At 73.8% G+C, this 22003-nt stretch carries 1 protein-coding gene; it reads left to right on the top strand.

Going from position 1 to position 22003, the window contains the following annotated elements; translation table 11 throughout:
- Positions 1-10 precede the first annotated feature (10 nt).
- Positions 11-21997, top strand: coding sequence for a non-ribosomal peptide synthase/polyketide synthase (locus tag ACIPTO_RS37970; protein WP_401199671.1), 21987 nt, complete (start codon positions 11-13; stop codon positions 21995-21997).
- The last annotated feature ends 6 nt before the right edge of the window (positions 21998-22003 follow it).

The raw sequence follows: 22003 nt of genomic DNA, 5'->3' as shown, positions 1-22003 counted from the left end.
ACGGGCAGCTGTGGCGGGCAACACGCTTTCTTCCGCACGGGCAACGGCGACGAACGACTTCTGGCGACGGCGGTTCGCGTCACCGGTACCGGAGACGTCCCTGCCACTGGACTTCCCGCGCCCGCCACGCGGCGACGGCGAGGTGCCCCGCGCGCGACGGGTGATCCCCCTCGCCACGACGGCCGACGAGGCCACCCGACTCGGCGCCTTCGTCGCCCTGTTGCACCGCTACGGCGGCACCACGGCCACCGAGACGGCGGTCGCCCACCAGGGCCTCCCGCTCCGCGTCACCATCGACGGCGACACCCCGTTCGCCCAACTCCGCGACCAGGTCACGGCCGTTCGCGAGGAAGCCGCGGCGCACCACCTCCCGACCGCCGACCTGCTCCGGCTGCTCGCCCCCGAACCCTTCCGGGGCGGCGGCCTGTTGTGCGCCACCGGCTTCGGCGCCGACCCCTGGGACGAGACCGGCCCGCTGGACCTGGCGCTCACCGTGACCGACGGAGAGGTGGCCGCCGACTACCGCGCCGACCTCTTCTCACCGGCCGCCGTCGACCTGGTCCTCGGCCACTACGGCACCCTCCTCGCCGACGCCGTCGCCCGCCCGGACACCCCGGTCGCCGACCTCGACCTCCTCGGCGCCGACGAACGGCGGCGCATCCTGCACGGCTGGAACGACACCGGGCACGACGTGCCGGCGCTCACCTGGCCGCGCATGTTCGCCGACCAGGTCGCCGTCCGCCCGGACGAGATCGCCCTCATCCACGAGGATGTCCGCCTCACCTACGCCGAACTCGACGCCCGCGCCTCGAAGTTGGCGCACGCCCTGGTGGCCAGGGGCGCCGGACCCGAGCAGGTCGTCGCGCTCGCCGTGCCGCGCTCGGCGGACATGATCGTCGCCGAGGTCGCCGTCCTGAAGTCGGGCGCCGCCTATCTGCCGGTCGACACCGACTACCCGGCCGACCGCATCGCGTACATGCTCGCCGATGCCCGCCCGGTCTGCCTCGTCACCACCGCCGAGATCGCCCCCGACCTCCCGCCCGACCTCGACCCGCTGGTGCTCGACGCCCCCGGGACGGTCGCCGAGCTGGCCGGCCACCCGGCCCAAGGCCCGTCCACCGCGGCCGAGTTGACGACCGCCCACGCTGCCTACGTGATCTACACCTCGGGCTCCACCGGCCGCCCCAAGGGCACCGTCCTCTCCCACGCGGGCGTCGCGAAACTCGTCGCCACCCAGCAGGAACGCTTCGGCATCGGCCCGCACAGCCGGGTCCTCCAGTTCGCCTCGCCCAGCTTCGACGTCGCGTTCTGGGACCTCTGCCTCGGCCTGCTCTCCGGCGGCCGGCTGGTCGTCGTCCCCGCCGACCGCCGCGTACCCGGCGCCCCCCTCGCGGACTACGCGAACGAGCACGGCATCACCTTCATGATCCTGCCGCCCGCACTCCTCGCCGCCATGCCCGAGGACGTGCAACTCCCGCCCCAGGCAACCCTGTTGGCGGGCACGGAACGCGTCTCACCCGAACTGGTCGGCCGCTACGCCCGCGGCCGCATGATGTTCAACGCGTACGGCCCCACCGAGGCCACCACCAACTCCACCCTCGGCCTGTGCGACCCGGACACCCCGCCCGGCACCATCGTGCCCATCGGCATCCCCGACCCCGGCACCCGCGCGTACGTCCTCGACGACCGGCTGCGCCCCGTCCCCGCCGGAGTCACGGGAGAGCTCTATCTCGGCGGCGCGGGCCTCGCCCGCGGCTACCTCGGCCGCCCCGCCCTCACCGCCGAACGCTTCGTCGCCGCCCCCGCCGACCTCTCCGCCGCCCCCGGCGAACGCCTCTACCGCACCGGCGACCTGGTGCGCTGGAAGGCCGACGGCCGCCTTGAGTTCCACGGCCGCGTGGACACCCAGGTCAAGATCCGCGGCTTCCGCATCGAACCCGGCGAGATCGAATCCGTCCTGCGCTCCCACCCGTCCGTCGACCAGGCCGCCGTGATCGTCCGCGAGGACCGCCCCGGCGAACGCCGTCTCGCCGCCTACGTCGTGCCCTCCCTGGACGCCGAGGCGACCCCGGACGAGGGCGTGGCGGAGTGGAAGGACCTGCACGAACTCCTGTACTCCGCCGCCGGATCGGACGGCTTCGAGGAGAACTTCGCGGGCTGGAACAGCATGTACGACGGGTTGCCCATCCCGCTCGCCGACATGCGCGAGTGGCGCGAGACCACCGTCGACCGCATCCGCGCGCTGCGACCGCGGCGCATCCTGGAGATCGGCGTCGGCTCGGGCCTGCTGCTGTCCCGGCTCGCCCCGGACTGCGCCGAGTACTGGGGCACCGACCTCTCCGAGGAAGCCGTACGCGCCCTCGGCGCCCAGGTGTCCGCCGTCCCCGAACTCGCCGACCGCGTCACCCTCCTGGCCCGCCCCGCGCACGACCTCACCGGCCTGCCCGAGGGCCACTTCGACACGATCGTCGTGAACTCCGTCATCCAGTACTTCCCCGGGGGCGACTACCTCACGGGCGTGCTCCGGAGCGCGGCGGCTCTCCTCGCCCCGGGCGGCGCGGTGTTCGTCGGCGACGTACGCAACCTGCGCCTGCTCCGCACCCTCAGCGCGGCCGTCGAGAGCGGACGCGCGCAGGACACGGCGGACGACGACAAGGAAGCCCTGCGCGCCGCGGTGGACCGGGCCGTCGCCTGGGAGGGCGAACTCCTCGTCGACCCCGACTACTTCACCACCCTCGACGGCCTCAGCGCCGACATCCGGGTCAAGCGCGGCACCCACCACAACGAACTCACCCGCTACCGCTACGACGTCGTCCTCCGCACGGAGCCGGACACGGCCGAGGAGATCCCCGAGTCGCCCTGGCCCACGGTCGGTTCGCTCCAGGCGCTGGACGACCTGCTCGCCGGAAGCCCGGGGCCGCTGCGGATCACCGGCATCCCCAACTCCCGTCTCGCCGAAGACCTCGCCGCTCTCGCCGCCCTCGACGACAGCAGCAGGCCGGCCGCCGGACCGTACGGCGTGGACCCCGAGACCCTGCACGGGATCGCCGCGCGCCACGGTCACCGGGCCGCGCTGACCTGGAACGGGGGAGCGGAGGACGGCAGCCTGGACGCCGTGTTCGCCCCCGACGGCGACCCGCGCGCGCTCGTCCGCTACCGCCCCGGCGGCGGCCACCCGCTCGCCAACCGCCCCGCGCCCTTCCGCAACGTCAACGCCCTGATGGCGACCCTGCGGACGCACGCCACCGAGTACCTGCCCGACTACATGGTCCCGGCCGCCTTCGTCCCGCTGGACCGGCTGCCCGTCACCCCCAGCGGCAAGCTCGACGCCGCCGCACTGCCCGTCCCCGACCTCACCCGCCGGGTCGGCGCGGGCCGGGCACCCGGGACGGCCCGCGAGAAGGTGCTCTGCGACCTGTACGCGCGGGCGCTCAAGGTGCCCTCGGTCGGGGTCGACGACGACTTCTTCGCCCTCGGCGGCGACAGCATCGTCGCCGTCCAACTCCTCATCCTGGCCCGCCGCGCAGGCCTGGAACTCACCCCGCGCGACGTCTTCCGGCACCGCACGGTCGCCGAACTCGCCACGGTCGCCCGCACAGGCACGGCCGACCTCGTGGCGGAGACGCCCTGGCAGACCCTGAGCGACGACGAACTCGCCGCCGTACAGGGCGAGTTCCCCGTCACCGTCGAGGAGGTACTGCCCCTCGGCCCGCTCCAGGAAGGCTTCTTCTTCCACGCGCTCGTCGACGGCGCCGAACACGACGCCTACGTCGTCCAGCAGATCGTCGAACTGTCCGGACCCGTCGACGGCACCCTGCTCCGCCAGGCCGCCCAGCGCCTCGTCGACCGGCACGCCCCGCTGCGCGCCTGCTTCCGGCAGACGCCCGACGGACGGCCCGTCCAGCTCATCGCCACCGGCCTCGAACTCCCCTGGCGCGACGTCGACCTGGCGGCCGAGAGCGACGCCACGGCCCGCCGCACCCTCGCCGAGGCCGTCGCCGGCGAGGAACGCGCCCACCGCTTCGACCTCGCCAGTCCGCCGCTGATCCGCTGCGCGCTCATCCGCCTCGGCGAGGACCGCAGCCGGCTCGTCCTGACCTTCCATCACATCGTCGCGGACGGCTGGTCCCTGCCGGTCCTGCACCGCGAACTCCTCGCCCTCTACGGCGAGAATCCGACGCCCCTTCCGGAAGTCGCCCCGTACCGCGGCTACCTCCGCCGCATCGCCGGCGCCGACCGCGGGGCCGCCCGTGACGCCTGGCGCACCGCGCTCGCCGGCGTCGACGAACCCACCCGGCTCGTCGAGGCCCCCGCACTCCCCGGAGCGATCGAACCCGCCCAGATCCGCGTCGAGTTGACCGAGCGGGTCACCTCACGGCTCGCCGCCCGCGCCCGTGACCGCGGCGTCACCCTCGGCACGCTCGTGCAAGGGGCGTGGGGTCTGCTCGTCGGCCGGATGACGGGCCGCGAGGACGTGCTGTTCGGCACCACGGTCGCCGGACGGGACGCCGCCGTCGACGGCATCGAGTCGATGATCGGCCTCTTCATCAACACCCTGCCCACCCGCCTGCGATGGGCCCCCGGCGACACCCTCGGCGCACTCCTCGACCGGCTCCAGGAGGAGCAGAGCGCGCTCCTCGACCACCAGCACCTCGGCCTCGCCGACATCCAGCGCGCCACCGGCCACGCGGGCGACGGCGAACTCTTCGACACGCTCGTGGTGTTCGAGAACTACCCCGGTGGCGAAGGCGCCCCGGGCATCACCGACCCCACCGGCACCGTCGCGGTCGCCGGGCACGCCTTCCACGACGCCGTGCACTACCCCCTGGCCCTCATCGTCAAGCCCGGCCGCCGCCTCGACCTGCGCCTCAAGCACCACGCCCGGCGCCTGGACGCCGACACCGTCCAGTCCCTTGCCGACCGGCTGACCCTCATCCTCCACGCGCTGGCCGACGACCCCGGCGCCCGCGTGGCGGACCTCGACCTGCTGACCCCGGAGGAGTCGGCCGCGGCCCACCCGGCGGGGGAGACGCGGACGGTCGAGGCCACCACCCTCGCCGCCGCGTTCGCGGAGCGGGCCGCGCGCACGCCGGATGCCACGGCCGTGGTCTCCGACGGCGCGGGGAACCAGGAGAGGACGACTCTCACCTACGCCGAACTCGACCGCCGTGCGGCGGAGTTGGCCGTACGACTGCGGGCCGGGGGTGCCGGAAGGGAGCGGTTCGTCGCCGTCGCCGTGCCCCGCTCGGCGGAGCTGATGGTGGCGCTGCTGGGTGTCCTCAAGTCGGGGGCGGCCTATCTGCCTCTCGACCTGGACTACCCGGCGGAACGGCTCGCGTACATGCTGGCCGACTCGGGGGCGACGACCGTCGTCACGACGGAACGGGACGCGCACCGGCTGCCGCCGGTCGAGGGCCTGGCCGTGGTGCGGGTGAACGCCGCTTCCCCGGAGACGGAGACGGAGCGCGAGGACACCCCGGCCGCCCCCGCCGCCTCGGCCGCCGCTCAACTCCCCGACCCCGCACGCCCGGACGACCCCGCCTACCTGATCTACACCTCCGGCTCCACCGGCCGCCCCAAGGGCGTGGTCGTCACCCACCGGGCCATCGGCAACCGGCTGGCCTGGATGCAGGGAGCCTACGAACTCATCGCCGACGACCGGGTGTTGCAGAAGACCCCGTCCAGCTTCGACGTGAGCGTCTGGGAGTTCTTCTGGGCGCTGCGCGAGGGCGCCGCCGTGGTCCTCGCCGCCCCCGACGGACACCGCGACCCGGCCTACCTGTCCCGGCTGATCCGGTCCGAGGGCATCACGACGATGCACTTCGTGCCCTCGATGCTGGAGGCCTTCCTCGCCTCCGACGAGGTCACCGCCGACCCCGCCTGGGCGGGCAGCCTGCGCCGCGTGTTCAGCAGCGGCGAGGCCCTGTCCGGATCGGCCGCGCACCGCTGGCACGAGCTGACCGGCGTCCCGCTGCACAACCTCTACGGCCCCACCGAGGCCGCCGTCGACGTGACGTACCACGCCTACGACGGCGAGCCCGGCACCACCGTGCCCATCGGCCGACCCGTGTGGAACACCGGCCTGCGTGTCCTCGACGCCTGCCTGCGCCCGGTGCCGGACGGGGTCCCCGGCGAGCTGTACCTGACCGGCGTCCAACTGGCCCGCGGCTACCACCGGCGCCCCGCGCTGACCGCCGACCGCTTCGTCGCCGACCCGTACGCCACCGAACCCGGCGCCCGCATGTACCGCACCGGCGACCTGGTGCGCCGCCGCCCCGACGGTGCGATCGACTACCTCGGCCGCACCGACCGACAGGTCAAGCTCCGCGGCAACCGAGTCGAACTCGGCGAGATCGAGGCCGAGTTGACCCGCCTCCCGGCCGTGGCCCGGGGCGCCGTCGTCATCCGCGACCAGCGGCTCGTCGCCTACGCGGTACCGGCGTCCGGCGCCACCGCCGACCCCGCCGCGCTGCGTGCCGCCCTCGCGGACGCACTGCCCGCACCCCTGGTCCCGGAGGCGTACGTCGTCCTCGACGACCTCCCGCTCACCCCGAGCGGCAAGCTGGACCAGGCCGCGCTGCCCGCGCCCACGGCCGAACGGGCCGAACGCCGTCTGCCCGCGGGCCCGTTGGAGCGGCAGCTCACCGAGATCTTCGCGGCCGTGCTCGGCATCGCGGACGCAGGCCCCGACGACGACTTCTTCCGGCTCGGCGGCGACAGCATCAGCTCGATCGGTGTCGCGAGCCGGGCCCGGGCGGCGGGCCTGGAGCTGAGCCCGCGCGACGTGTTCACGCACCGCACCCCGGCCGCCCTCGCGACGGCGGCCGGCATCGCGACGGCGGCCCCGGTCCACCACGTCGAGGCGTTCACCCTCACCGAGGCCGAGCACGCCCGCGTCCGCGCCGTCGCGGCCCCGGCCGAGGTCGCCGACGTCTGGCCGCTGGCCCCCCTCCAGGAGGGCCTGTTCTTCCACTCGGCCTACGACGAGGCCGCGTTGGACGTCTACACCGTCCACGAGACCTTCGACTTCGCGACCCGCCTCGACACCGCGCGGCTGCGCGCCGCCGTCCGCACCCTGCTCGACCGCAACCCCGGGCTGCGCGCGGGCTTCACCAGCGACGGCCTCGACCAGCCGGTGCAGTTCATCGTCGAGGACCCGGAGATCCCCCTCGAAGAGGTCGACCTCTCCCTGCTCCCCGCGTCCGAACAGGACGCACTCCTGCGGGAGTTGACGGACGCCGAACGCAACCGCCGCTTCGACCTCTCCGCACCCCCGCTCTTCCGGCTGCTGCTGCTCCGGCTCGGTGCGGAACGCGGGGACCGCCTCGTCGTCGGCCGCCACCTGATCCTCTGGGACGGCTGGTCGGCGTGGCTGTTCCTCGACGAACTGTTCGCGCTCTACGAGTCGGGCGGCGACGCCGACGCGCTGCCCGAGCCCGGCAGTTACCGCGACTACCTCACCTGGCTGGAGGAGCAGGACGACTCGGTCGCGACGGCCGCCTGGCGCACCGCGCTGGCCGGTCTGGACGAGCCCACCCTGCTGGCGCCGACCGCGACCGACGGCCTCGAACCGGTCATCCCCGACCAGCTCGACGTACGCCTGACCGCCGAACTGAGCGACCGGCTGCGCGCGTTGGCACCGGCCCACGGACTGACCCTCAACACCCTGCTCAACGCGGCCTGGGGACTCACTCTCGCGTCGGCGACCGGCCGCGCCGACGTCGTGTTCGGCACGACCGTCGCCGGCCGGCCGAGCGAGGTCCCGGACGTCGGCGCCATCATCGGCCTGTTCCTCAACACCGTCCCGACCCGCATCGCCCTCGACCCCGCCGAGCCGGTCCTCGACCTGCTCCGCCGCATCCAGGGCGAACGCCTCGACCTCATGCCCTACGAGCACCTGAGCCTCGGCGTGCTCCAGGCCGAGACCGGCCACCGGAAGCTCTTCGACACGCTGTTCGTGCTGCGCAACAACGACACCGAGGAGCGGCTGGCGGACCTGAAGTCCCGGCACGGCGCCACGGCCGTCGCCAACGTCGACGCCACCCACTACCCGGCCAACCTCGTCATCACCCCGGGCCGCGAGATCGCCGTCACCCTCACCCACCGCCCCGACCTCGTCCCCACCGGCCAAGCGCAGGCCCTCCTCGACCGCTTCGCCCTCCTCGTCGACCGCCTCACCGCCGACCTGACGGCCCCGGTCGGCTCCCTCGACCCCCTCCTGCCCGCCGAACACGCCGCGCTGCGGGAGGAGTCGGCGGCCAGCCGCGTCCCCGACCCCGAGGACACCATCGCCGACCTGCTGGCCGCGCAGGCGGAACGCACCCCGGACGAACGCGCCCTCGTCTTCGGCGAGCGCAGCATGACGTACGCCGAACTCGACTCCGCCGTGGACCGGTTGGCCCGTCTGCTGCTGGACCGGGGCGCGGGCCCCGAGCAGGTCGTCGCCCTCGGTCTGCCGCGCTCCCTGGACATGGTGGTCGCGCTCTTCGCGGTCCTGCGCACGGGATCGGCCTACCTCCCGCTGGAGTTGGACCACCCGGCCGACCGCCTCTCCCTGATGCTGGCCGACGCCCGCCCGCTCCTGCTGCTCAGCACCACGGCCGTATCGGCCACGCTGGACGGCGAGATGGCCCGCGTCCTGCTCGACACCCCCGAGACCAGGGAAGAGCTGGCGGCCCAGCCGGACGCTCCGGTCCGGCTCCACTTCAGCCTCGAACACCCCGCGTACGTCATCTACACCTCCGGCTCCACCGGCCGTCCCAAGGGTGTCGTCACCCCCTACCGGGGCCTGACGAACATGCAGTTGAACCACCAGAAGGAGATCTTCGAACCCGCCATCGCCTCCGCGGGCGGGCGGCGCCTGCGCATCGCGCACACCGTTTCCTTCGCCTTCGACATGTCGTGGGAAGAGCTGCTGTGGCTCGTCGAGGGCCACGAAGTACACGTCTGCGACGAGGAGTTGAGGCGTGACGCCGAGGCGCTGGTCGCCTACTGCGAGCGCCACCGCGTCGACGTCGTCAACGTCACCCCCACCTATGCCCGACTCCTCATCGAGCAGGGCCTGTTGGAGGGCCACGTCCCGCCGCTCGTGCTGCTCGGCGGCGAGGCCGTCCCCGAGACGGTGTGGACGGCACTGCGCGACACCGAGGGAACGTACGGCTACAACCTGTACGGGCCGACCGAGTACACCATCAACACCCTCGGCGGCGGCACGCTCGACAGCGACACCCCGACCGTCGGCAAGCCCATCCGCGGCACCCGCGCCCACATCCTCGACGCCTGGCTGCGCCCCGTGCCCGACGGGGTCCCCGGCGAGCTGTACATCGCCGGAATCGGCCTGGCCCGCGGCTACCTGGACCGCCCCGGGCTGACCGCCGAGCGCTTCGTCGCCGACCCGTTCGGCGAGCACGGCGAACGCATGTACCGCACCGGTGACCTGGTGCGCCGCAACGCCGACGGCAACCTCGACTTCCTCGGCCGCACCGACGACCAGGTCAAGATCCGCGGCTACCGCATCGAACCCGGCGAGATCGAGACCGCCCTCAGCCGCCACCCGGCGGTCGCCCAGGCCGCCGTCGTCGTCCGCGACGAACGCCTCGTCGGCTACGTCGTCCCCTCCGGCGCCGACTCCACCGAACGCACCGCCGCCGAGGCCGCGCAGGTGGGGGAGTGGCAGGAGATCTACTCCGACGAGTACGAGGAGATCGGCACCGCCGTCTTCACCGAGCAGTACGACGGCTGGGACAGCTCCTACGACGGAGCGCCCATCCCCTTCGAGGAGATGCACGAGTGGCGCGAGGCCACCCTCGCCCGCATCGGCGCCCTCAAGCCCCGCCGCATCCTCGAAGTCGGCGTCGGATCGGGCCTGTTGCTGTCCCGCCTCGCCCCCGACGCGGAGGCCTACTGGGCCACCGACTTCGCCGCCCCCGTCATCCGCAAGATCGGCGAGGAGGTCCGGCGCGACCCCGCGCTCGCCGCCAAGGTCGAACTGCGCTGCCGCCCGGCCGAGGACCTGAGCGGCCTGCCCGTCGCCTACTTCGACACCATCGTCATCAACTCCGTCATCCAGTACTTCCCGAGCATCGACCACCTCGGCACCGTCCTGCACGGTCTGATGGGCCTGCTCGCGCCCGGCGGCGCCCTCTTCGTCGGCGACGTCCGCAACCTGCGGCTCGCCGGCACCTTCCACACCGAGATCCAGCGCACCCGGGGCACCGCCGAAGCGGACCTGGCACGCGCGGTGGAACGCGGTCTGCGTCTGGAGAAGGAACTCCTCGTGGACCCCGACTACTTCACCACCCTCGGCTACGGCGTCGACCTGCGCACCAAGCGCGCCCACCACCACAACGAACTGTCCCGCCACCGCTACGACGTCGTCCTCTACGCCGACGAACCGGATGTCCGCCTCGACAACGCCCCGTCCGTCGACTGGGCCACCGGCAACACCATCGGCGAACTCCTGCGCGGCGACTGGACGTCGGCCGAGGCCATCGGCGACCTCCTGCGCGGCAGCTGGTCCGCGACCGGGGCCACCGCCGGACGCCCGCGCGGTGAACGGCCCGAGGCGCTGCGCTTCACCGGCATCCCCGACGGCCGTACGACGGACACGGGGGTCGACCCCGAGCACCTGCACGATCTGGGCACGGCGGCCGGATACCAGGTGCTGACCACCTGGTCCGAGCGGCACGGCACATACGACGCCGTCTTCCTGAAGTCGGCCGAACTCCGCCTGACCGGCGGCCTGTTCAAGCCCGGCGGCGGCACCCACCCCTACGCCAACGACCCCACCGCCGCCCGCGGGGCGAGCGCGCTGGTACGGCGGCTGCGCGACGACCTGGGCCGGGAACTGCCCGACTACATGGTCCCGTCCGCCTTCGTCACCGTCGACGGCCTGCCCATGAACGCCAACGGCAAGCTCGACGTCCGCGCCCTGCCCGATGCCGAACCCGCCGTCGCCCTCGGCGGCGGACGCGGCCCGCGCACACCGCAGGAGGAAGTGCTCTGCCGCCTGTTCGCCGAGGTGCTGGGACTCCCCGAAGTCGGCGCCGAGGACAACTTCTTCGACCTGGGCGGCCATTCGCTCCTCGCCACCCGACTGGTCAGCCGCGCCCGCACGGAACTGGGCGCCGAACTCGCCATCCGCGACCTCTTCGAGGCCCCCACCCCGGCGCTGCTCGCGGGCCGCGCCGACCAGGCGAGCCCGGCCCGCCCGGCGGTCGCCCCGGTCGCCGAACGGCCCGCCCGCATCCCGCTGTCGGCCGCCCAGCGACGGCTGCTGCTCGTCGAGGAGATCACCGGCAGCGGTGTCGCCTACAACTTCCCGCTGGTCTTCCGGCTGCGCGGCGCCCTCGACACCGAGGCCCTGACCGCCGCCCTGCGTGACGTCGCGGGCCGCCACGAGTCCCTGCGGACCGTGTTCCCGACACACGAGGGCGAGCCGTACCAGCGGATCGTCCCGGCCGAGGAAGCGGCCGTGGCCTGCACGGTCCTCGACTGCGCCGAGCCCGAACTGCCCGCGCTGATCGAGTCGGCACAGCGCCGCCCCTTCGACCTCACCACCGAACTCCCGCTGCGCTGCGAGGTGTTCAGGCTCGGCCCGGACGAGCACGTCGTCGCCGTCGTCCTGCACCACATCACCACCGACGAGTGGTCCGACCGCCCCTTCCTCACCGACCTCGACACCGCCTACGCGGCCCGCATCGAGGGGCGGGCGCCCGAGTGGGCTCCGCTGCCGGTGCAGTACGCCGACTACACCCTCTGGCAGGACGACCTCCTCGCCCGCACCGGCGACGCCCAACTCGCGCACTGGACCGAGGCGTTGCGCGGACTGCCCGACGAACTCGCCCTGCCCGCCGACCGGCCCCGCCCCACCGCGCCGACCGGACGCGGCGGCAAGGTCCGCCTGGAACTCCCCACCGCCACCGGCCATGCCCTGCGCGACCTCTCCGGTGCCACCGGCACCAGCATGTTCATGCTGTTCCAGGCAGCCACCGCGGCCCTGCTGAACCGGCTCGGCGCGGGCGAGGACATCCCGCTCGGCGCCCCCATCGCGGGCCGCACCGACGAGGCCCTCGCCGACCTGGTGGGCTTCTTCGTCAACACGCTGGTCCTGCGCACCGATGTGTCCGGCGACGAGCTGACCTTCCGCGAACTCCTGGGCCGCGTACGGGAGTCGTCCCTCGCCGCCTTCGAGTACCAGGATCTGCCCTTCGACCGGGTCGTCGAGGCCCTCAACCCGCCCCGCGTGGCCGGCCGCAACCCTCTCTTCCAGGTGATGCTCGGCTACCACCACCGCCCCGACGGCGACCCGGACGTGCTCGGCCTCACGACCGAGTGGTTCGACATGGACACCGGCATGGCCAAGTTCGACCTGCACTTCACCTTCGTCGACGAGACGGGCAGCGACCGGATCGTCCTGCTCCTGGAGTACGCGACCGACCTCTTCGACGCGCCGACCGCCGAGCGGATCGCCGCCCGCGCGTCCCGCCTGCTGGACCACGCGGCAGCCGAACCCGACCGCCCGGTAAGGGACTTCGACCTCCTCGCGGACACCGAACGCGCCCTCGTCCTGGGCGAGTGGAACGCCACCGGGCACCCCGTCCCGGCCACCACCCTCCCGGAACTCTTCCGCGCCCAGGCGGCCCGGACACCGGACGCGAAGGCCCTGGTCTTCGAAGGGCAGGAGCTGACCTACGCCGAACTGGACACCCGGGTCGAGCACACGGCACGGGTGTTGGCAGGACTCGGCGCGGGCCCGGAGCGGACCGTCGCCGTAGCCCTCCCGCGCTCACTCGACCTCGTCGTCGCCCTGCTCGCCGTCCACCGCGCCGGAGCGGCCTACCTCCCGCTCGACCCCGACTACCCGGAGGACCGCCTCGCCCTCATGGTCGAGGACGCCCGCCCGGTCCACACCATCCGCGACACCCTGCCGACCGGCCCCGAGGGCCGACTCCCCGCGTCCTACGACCCGTCGAGCCCGGCGTACGTCATCTACACCTCCGGCTCGACCGGCCGCCCGAAGGGGGTCGTCGTCCCGCACGAGGGCATCGTCAACCGGCTGCTCTGGATGCAGGACGAGTACGGACTGACCGCCGACGACCGCGTGCTCCAGAAGACGCCGTCCAGCTTCGACGTGTCGGTGTGGGAGTTCTTCTGGCCGCTGATCACCGGCGCGACCCTGGTCGTGGCCAGGCCCGAAGGCCACCGCGACCCGGCCTACCTGGCCGCACTCATCCGCGAACAGGACGTCACCACCGTCCACTTCGTGCCCTCCATGCTCCAGCTCTTCCTGGAGGAACCCGCCGCGGCCGACTGCACCGGCCTGCGGCGCGTGATGTGCAGCGGCGAGGCCCTGCCCCTCGCCCTCACCCACCGCTTCCACGACATCCTGGCCACCACCGGACTCCACAACCTCTACGGCCCCACCGAGGCCTCGGTCGACGTCACGGCCGTCCGGATCGCCCCGGACGCGACCGGCGTCCCGATCGGCCGTCCGGTGTGGAACACCCGCACCTATGTCCTCGACGCCGGACTGCGGCCCGTACCGCCCGGCGTCCCGGGCGAGTTGTACCTCGCGGGCATCCAGCTCGCCCGCGGCTATCTCGACCGCCCCGGACTGACCGCCGAGCGGTTCGTCGCCGACCCGTACGGCGAGCCCGGCACCCGCATGTACCGCACGGGCGACCTGGCCCGCTGGAACGCCGACGGGACCGTCGAGTACCTGGGCCGCACCGACGACCAGGTGAAGGTGCGCGGCTTCCGCGTCGAACCCGGCGAGATCCAGGCCGCGTTGACCACGCACCCGTCCGTCGCGCACGCCGTCGTCGTGGTCCGGGAACAGCGCCTCGTCGCCTACCTGGTCCCGGCCGGCGACACCGGAGCGGTGGACGCGGAGGCGGTCCGCGCGCACACCGCCGCCGCACTCCCCGCCCACATGGTCCCCGCCGTCCTCGTCACCCTCGACGCGCTGCCCCTGACCCCCAACGGCAAGCTCGACCGCGCCGCCCTGCCCGCCCCCGACTTCACGCCCCTCACCGGCACCGCCCCGCGCAGCCCCCGCGAGCAGATCCTCGCCGGGCTCTTCGGCGACGTCCTCGGTCTCGAACAGGTCGGCGCCGACGACGACTTCTTCACCCTCGGCGGTCACTCCCTGCTCGCCATGCGCCTGGTGAGCCGCGTCCGCACGGCGCTCGGCGCCGACCTCACCGTCCGGACCGTCTTCGAGGCCTCCACCCCCGCACTGCTCGCGGCCCGCCTCGACGACCGGATCGGCGGACTGCCCGCCCTCGTCCCGGCCGACCGGCCCGACGAACTCCCGCTCTCCTACGCCCAGCAGCGCCTCTGGCTGCTGCACCGCATCGAGGGCCCGGGTCCGACGTACAACATCCCGGCCGCGTGGCGGCTGACCGGCGCGCTCGACCGGGACGCCCTGTCCGCCGCGCTCGACGACCTCGCCCTGCGGCACGAGAGCCTGCGCACGGTCTACCCCGAGCAGGACGGCCGTCCGCGCCAGGTCGTGCTGGACGAGGCCTCCGTCCCGCTCCACCACAGCCGCGTCACGGAGACCGAACTGCCCGACCGGCTCGCCGGGGCCGCCGCGCGCGGCTTCGACATCGACCGCGAACTCCCGCTGCGCGCCCATGTGTTCGAAGTCGGCGCGGACGAGCACGTACTGCTGCTGGTCCTGCACCACATCGCGGGCGACCAGTGGTCCGACGGCCCGCTGTGGCGGGACCTGGCCACCGCCTACGCGGCCCGCCGCGCCGGCGAGGCCCCCGCATGGGCCCCGCTGCCGGTGCAGTACGCCGACTACGCCCTCTGGCACCGCGAGGCGCTCGGCGACCCCGACGCCCCCGACAGCCGTCAGTCCCGGCAACTCGCCTACTGGCAGGATGCCTTGGCGGGCCTGCCGGACGAACTCGCGCTGCCCACCGACCGGCCCCGGCCGCTGGAGAGCAGTCACCGGGGCGGCGCGGTCGGCCTGACCCTCGACGCGCAAACGGCCGAGCAGCTGCGGGCGCTGGCCCGCCGGCACGGCGTCAGTATGTTCATGGTCACCCAGGCCGCCGTCGCCGCACTGCTGCACCGGCTCGGTGCCGGGGACGACATACCGCTCGGCGCACCCATCTCCGGACGGGGCGACGAACACCTCGAAGACCTGGTTGGCTTCTTCGTCAACACCCTGGTCCTGCGCACCGATCTGACCGGCGATCCCACGTTCGCCGACCTGCTCGCCCGCGTCCGGGACACCGACCTCGCCGCCTATGAGCACCAGGACCTGCCCTTCGAGCGCCTGGTCGAGGCGGTCAACCCGGCCCGCTCACTGGCCCGGCACCCGCTGTTCCAGGTGATGGTCGTCCACCTCGACGACGAGGGCGCCACCCCCGCCCTGCCAGGGCTCACCGCCCGCCGTGAGGAACTCGGCCAGCAGGGAGCCAAGTTCGACCTCAGCTTCGACTTCGTCGAGCAGGGCGAGGACGGCATCCGGTGCTGGATCGAGTACAGCGCCGACCTCTTCGACGAGTCGACCGCCGAACTCCTCGCCCGGCGGCTGGAGTCGCTGCTCGGCCAGATCGCCACGGACCCCGACCGCGGCATCTGCGCCCTCGACGTCCTGCGCGACGACGAACGCGCCCTCGTCCTCACCGACTGGAACGACACCGCCCGCACGATCCCCGACCTCACCCTGCCCGAGCTGTTCCGCGCCCAGGTCGCCCGCACCCCCGAGGCCACGGCGCTCGTCTTCGAGGACACCACCCTCACCTACGCCGAACTCGACCTGCGCGTCGAGCGGCTGGCCCACACGCTCGCCGCGCGCGGAGCACGGCCGGAGGCGGTCGTCGCCGTCGCCCTGCCGCGCTCCCTCGCCCTCGTGACGGCGCTCCTCGCCGTCCACCGCGCGGGTGCCGCCTATCTGCCCCTCGACACCGGCTACCCGGCCCAGCGACTCGCCCACACCCTCGCCGACGCCCGCCCGGTCTGCCTGATCACCACCGAGGGCGTCGCTCTCCCTGAGACGGACGTGCCCACCCTCACGGTCGACGCGGACGGCACCCCCGACCACCCGGCGCACGCACCCCTGCCCACCACCCACGACCCCCGCCACCCCGCCTACGTCATCTACACCTCCGGTTCGACCGGCCGCCCCAAGGGCGTCATCGTCCCCCACCAGGGCATCGCCAACCGCCTGTCGTGGATGCAGGACACCTACCGCCTCGACGCCGACGACCGGGTACTGCAGAAGACGCCGGCCGGGTTCGACGTGTCGGTGTGGGAGTTCTTCTGGCCGCTGATCACCGGCGCCACGCTCGTCGTCGCCCGCCCCGAGGGCCACCAGGACCCCGTCTACCTCGCCGAACTGATCAACCGTCAGCACATCACCACGGCCCACTTCGTGCCGTCGATGCTGCGCGCCTTCCTCGACGAGCCCGCCGCTGCCCGCTGCACCGGACTGCTCAACGTCATGTGCAGCGGCGAGGCGTTGCCCGCCCCGCTGGCCGCCCGCTTCCACCGGATCCTCCCGGGCAGCCGCCTGCACAACCTCTACGGCCCCACCGAGGCCTCCGTCGACGTCACCGCCCACGAGGTCCCCGCCGACCCGGCCATCGTGCCGATCGGCCGCCCGGTGTGGAACACCCGCACCTACGTCCTCGACGCCGGACTGCGGCCCGTGCCGCCCGGGGTGGCCGGCGAACTGTATCTGGCGGGCGCCCAGTTGGCGCGCGGCTACCTCGGCCGCCCCGGGCTGACCGCCGAACGCTTCGTCGCCGACCCGTACGCCACCGGGCCCGGCGCCCGCATGTACCGCACCGGCGACCTGGCCCGCTGGACCCGGGACGGCGCACTCGAGTACCTCGGCCGCGCCGACGACCAGGTCAAGCTGCGCGGCTTCCGCATCGAACTCGGCGAGATCGAGAGCGTGCTGGCCGCCCACGAGAGCGTCGCGCACGCCACCGTCGTCCTGCGGGACGAACGGCTCGTCGCGTACGTCGTGCCGGACGGCACCGCGGACCCGGCCCGACTCCGCGCCCACACGGCCGGATTGCTGCCCGACCACATGGTCCCGGCCGCCGTCGTGATCCTCGACGCCCTTCCGCTCACCCCCAACGGCAAGCTCGACCGCCGCGCCCTGCCCGCCCCCGACTTCGCCGCCGAGGTCACCGACACCCGCCCGCGGACCCCGCTGGAGGAGACCCTCTGCGCCCTCGTCGCGGACGTGCTCGGTCTCGAACGCGTCGGCGTCGAGGACGACTTCTTCTCGCTCGGCGGCGACAGCATCGTCGCCATGCAACTGGTCGCCCGGGCCCGCGCGGCCGGACTCGCCTTCAGCCCGCGTGACGTGTTCCGCCACAAGTCCGCGGCGGGGCTCGCCACGGTGACCGCGACCACGGTCACCACCGGCGACCCCGACGACGACGTCGTCCTGCTCGACCTCACCGACGACGAGCGCGCCGAACTGGCCGCCCTGCCCGCCGGAACCGAGGTCCTGCCCGTCTCCCCGCTCCAGGCCGGCCTGCTCTTCCACGCCGCCCTCGACTCCGGCGACGACGGCCCGGACGTCTACACCGTCCAGGTCTCCTACGACCTCGAAGGCCCCCTGGACGCCGACCGGTTGCGCACTGCCGCACAGTCCGTGCTCGACGCCCACGAGAACCTGCGCAGCGGGTTCCGGCACCTGTCCTCCGGACGGCCCGTCGCCGTCGTACCGCGCACGGCCGTCCTGCCGTGGCGGCAGCTCGACCTCACGGACGGCCCCGAGGAAGCGGAATGGGAGCGGCTGCTCGTCCAGGAACGGCGCCGCTTCGATGCCGAACGGCCGCCGCTGCTCAGGCTGTTGCTGGCCAGGACCGGTCCCGACCGGCACCGGCTCGTCCTCTCGCACCAGCATCTCCTGCTGGACGGCTGGTCGCTGCCGCTGCTCACCGCCGAACTCTGGGCGCGCTACGAGGGCCGCACCCCGGCCGCACCCGCCCCCTACCGCGCGCATCTGCGCCTGCTGGCCGCGCAGGACCCGGCCGTGTCCACCGCCGCGTGGGCGGAGGCCCTCGGCGGACTGGCCGAACCGACCCGGCTCGCGCCCGTCGACCCGGACCGCGCGGCCGTCGTACCGGCCACGCACACCGTCGAGCTGGACCCGGACCGCACGGCGGAGCTGGAGGCGTTCGCGCGTCGCCAGGGCGTCACCGTCAACACCCTCGTCCAGGCCGCGTGGGGCGTACTGCTGGGCCGGCTCACCGGCCGCGACGACGTGGTGTTCGGCGCCACCGTCGCCGGACGCTCGCCCGAACTGCCCGGCGCCGAGGCGATGATCGGCCTGTTCATCAACACCGTCCCCGTCCGGGTGCGGGTCCGCCCGCAGGAGAGCGCCGCCGCCCTCCTCACCCGGCTCCAGGACGAGCAGTCCCGGCTCATCGACCACCAGCACCTCGGCCTCGCGGACATCCAGCGGACCACCGGACTCGGCGAACTCTTCGACACCCTCGTGGTGTTCGAGTCCTACCCGGTGGCCGACGACGACGAGGCCGGCGACGGCCCGCGCGTCACCGTCCGCGACCACGAGGACTCCACCCACTACCCGTTCGCCTGGGCCGTCGAGCCCGCCGAACGCCTGCGCCTCACCGCCGAGTTCAGGCCCGACCTGTTCCGGCCCGCCGTCGTACGGCGGATCACGGACTCCCTCACCGCCCTGCTCACCGGCATGGCCGCCGAGCCGGACCGACCCGTCGGCCGCCTCGACCTGCTCGCCCCCGCCGAGCGGCACACCGTCCTGGAGACCTGGAACGACACCGCGCTGCCCGCGCCCACGGCCGAACGCCTCGGCACCGTACCGGAGTTGTTCGTCGCCCAGGTCGCCGCGGACCCCGGCGCGGTCGCCGTCACCGACGGCCGTACGACCTGGACCTTCGCCGAACTCGACGCCCGCACCGACCGGCTGGCGCGCGTCCTGGCCGGACACGGCGCGGGACCCGAGCGGATCGTGGCGCTCGCGCTGCCCCGCACCGCCGACCACATCGCCGCGATCCTCGCCGTGATGAAGGCGGGCGCCGCCTATCTGCCGCTGGACCCCGACCTCCCGGACTCCCGCCTCACCGGCATGCTCGACGACGCCCGCCCGGTGCTGATCCTGGCCACGGACGAGACGGCCGCCACGCTGCCTCCGACCACCGTCCCCGTGCTGCGCCTGGACGCCCCGGCCGACGGACTGCCGGAGGCCGAACCCGTCGCCCCCGGCCCCGACCACCCCGCCTACGTCATCTACACCTCCGGCTCCACCGGCCGCCCCAAGGGCGTCGTCGTCACCCAGCGAGGCATCGCCAACCTCTTCCACAGCCACCGGCACGACCTGCACCAAGTCGCCAGGCAGCGCACGGGACTTCGCCGGCTGCGCGTCGGGCACGCCTGGTCGTTCTCCTTCGACGCGTCCTGGCAGCCGCAGTTGTGGCTCCTGGACGGGCACGCGCTGCACATCGCCGACGACGAGACCCGGCGCGACCCCGAACTCCTCGCCGCGTTCATCCGCGACCGGGGCATCGACTTCATCGAGGTCACCCCGTCGCTGCTCACGCAGATGGCGGACAGCGGACTGATCGGCGAGGAGGGCGACTGCCCGCTCTCCGTGGTCGGCTTCGGCGGGGAGGCCGTCCCCGAGTCCCTGTGGACCCGGCTGGCCGCACTGTCCGACACCGAGGCGTTCAACCTCTACGGCCCCACCGAGGCCACCGTCGACGCCCTCGTCGGCCGGGTCCGGGACAGCGCCACCCCGGTCGTCGGACGTCCCGTCCACGAGTCCCGCGCCTACGTCCTCGACACCGCCCTGCGCCCCGTACCGCCGGGCGTCACAGGCGAGTTGTACCTGTCGGGTCCCGGCCTGGCCCGCGGCTACCTCGGCCGGCCCGAACTCACCGCCGAACGCTTCGTCGCCGACCCGTTCGGCGCACCCGGCGCCCGGATGTACCGCACCGGCGACATGGCCCGCTGGACCGAGGACGGCCTGCTGGAGTTCGCCGGCCGCACCGACGACCAGGTCAAGATCCGCGGCTACCGCATCGAACTCGCCGAGATCGAGGCCGCGTTGGACACCCACCCGGCGGTCGGACAGACCGTGGTCGTGGCCCGCGAACACCGGCCGGGCGTACGGCAGCTGATCGCCTACGCGGTCGCCGACGGGACGGACGGCGCGACACTGCGCGCCCACGCCGCCTCCGTCCTGCCCGACTACATGGTCCCGGCCGCCGTGGTCGTCCTCGACCGGCTGCCGCTGCTGTCCAACGGCAAGCTCGACCGATCCGCCCTGCCCGCCCCGGACTTCACCGCCCAGGGCGGCGGCCGGGCCCCTTCCGGCGACACCGAGCACACCCTGCGCTACCTGTTCGCGGACGCCCTCGGACTGCCCGCCGAGGCGATCGGCGCGGACGACGACTTCTTCACCTTCGGCGGCGACAGCATCGTCGCCATGCAACTGGTCGCCCGGGCCCGCGCCGCCGGCCTGCGGGTCACGCCCCGGCAGGTCTTCCAGCACCGGACCGTCGCCGCCCTCGCGGCCGTCGCGGTCCCGCTCGGCACCGGCGAACGGCACGCCGTCCACGACGACGGCACCGGCACGCTCCCGCTCACCCCGATCATGCGCGGCCTGCTGGAGCGCGGCGGACCCATCGCCGCCTACCACCAGGCGGCCCTGGTCCGGACCCCGGCCGACCTCACCGAGTCCGGTCTGCTGACCGTGCTCACGGCACTCGCCGCCCGGCACGACATGCTGCGGGCTCGACTCCTGCGCGCACCGGAGTGGGCGCTGCGGGTGCCGGCCGCACGCGACACCGACGTCAGCGGCTGGCTCACCCGAGCCGACGTGCGCGGGGCGGACGAGGACGAACTGCGCGCCGCCATCTCCCGCCACGCCGGGACGGCCCGCGCCGGGCTCGACCCGGATGCCGGGGCGATGGTCCGGGCGGTCTGGTTCGACGCCGGACCCGGACAGCCCGGCCGACTCCTCGTCCTGGTCCACCACTTGGTGATCGACGGCGTCTCCTGGCGCGTCCTGCTGCCCGACCTGGCCACCGCCTGGGCGTCGGTCAGGGGCGGCCGTACGCCCGAACTTGCCCCGGTGGAGCTGTCGTTCGGCCGCTGGTCCCGGCTGCTCGGGACCCGCGCCACCGACCCCGCCACCGAGGACGAACTGGGGTGGTGGACCTCCGCCCTCGCCGAGGGCGCCGAACTCCCGCTCTCCCGCCCGCTCGACCCGGCCCGGGACACGGTCGCCACCACCGGCTACGTCTCCGTGTCCCTGCCCGCCGACCTCACCGGCCCCCTGCTGAGCCGGGCCCCGGCCGCGTTCGGAGCCACGGTCAACGACGTCCTGCTCACCGCGTTCGCGCTGGCCGTCGGCGACTGGCGGACCCGCGTGCTGGGCGCCGAACGGTCCGGCGGTCCCGTGCTGGTGGACGTGGAGGGCCACGGCCGCGAGGAGCAGCTCGCGGGCGACGCCGACCTGTCCCGTACGGTCGGCTGGTTCACCAGCGTCGTACCCGTACGGCTCGACCCGGGTGCCGCCGAACTGGCGGACGCCGTCACGGACGGACCGGCCCTGGACGCGGCCCTGGACCGGGTCCGCGAGCATCTGGCCGCACTGCCCGCCGCCGGTATCGGCCACGGCCTGCTGCGCCACCTCAACCCCGGGACCGGCCCGCTTCTCGCCCAACTCGGCGAGCCGCAGATCGAGTTCAACTACATGGGCCGCTTCGACCGCCCGGCGGCAGCCGACTGGTCCTACGCCCCCGAGGACGACGCGGCCGACCTCGACGCCGACCCCGGCCAGCCGATGTCCCACGCCCTGACCCTCAACGCCATCACCGAGGACCGCCCGGAGGGGCCGGAGCTGAGCGCCCACTGGGCGTACGCCACCGAACTCCTCACCGAGGAACAGGTGCGGGACCTGGCCCGCACCTGGTTCCGGGCGCTGGAGGCGGTCGTACGACGTGCGGCCGTCCTCAAGAAGCCCTGACCCAGA

This window comes from Streptomyces sp. NPDC090083 (assembly GCF_044747445.1).
Classification (GTDB): Bacteria; Actinomycetota; Actinomycetes; order Streptomycetales; family Streptomycetaceae; genus Streptomyces.
The sequence above is the reverse complement of the archived record's forward strand: the minus strand, read 5'-3'. Positions and strand labels throughout refer to the sequence as shown.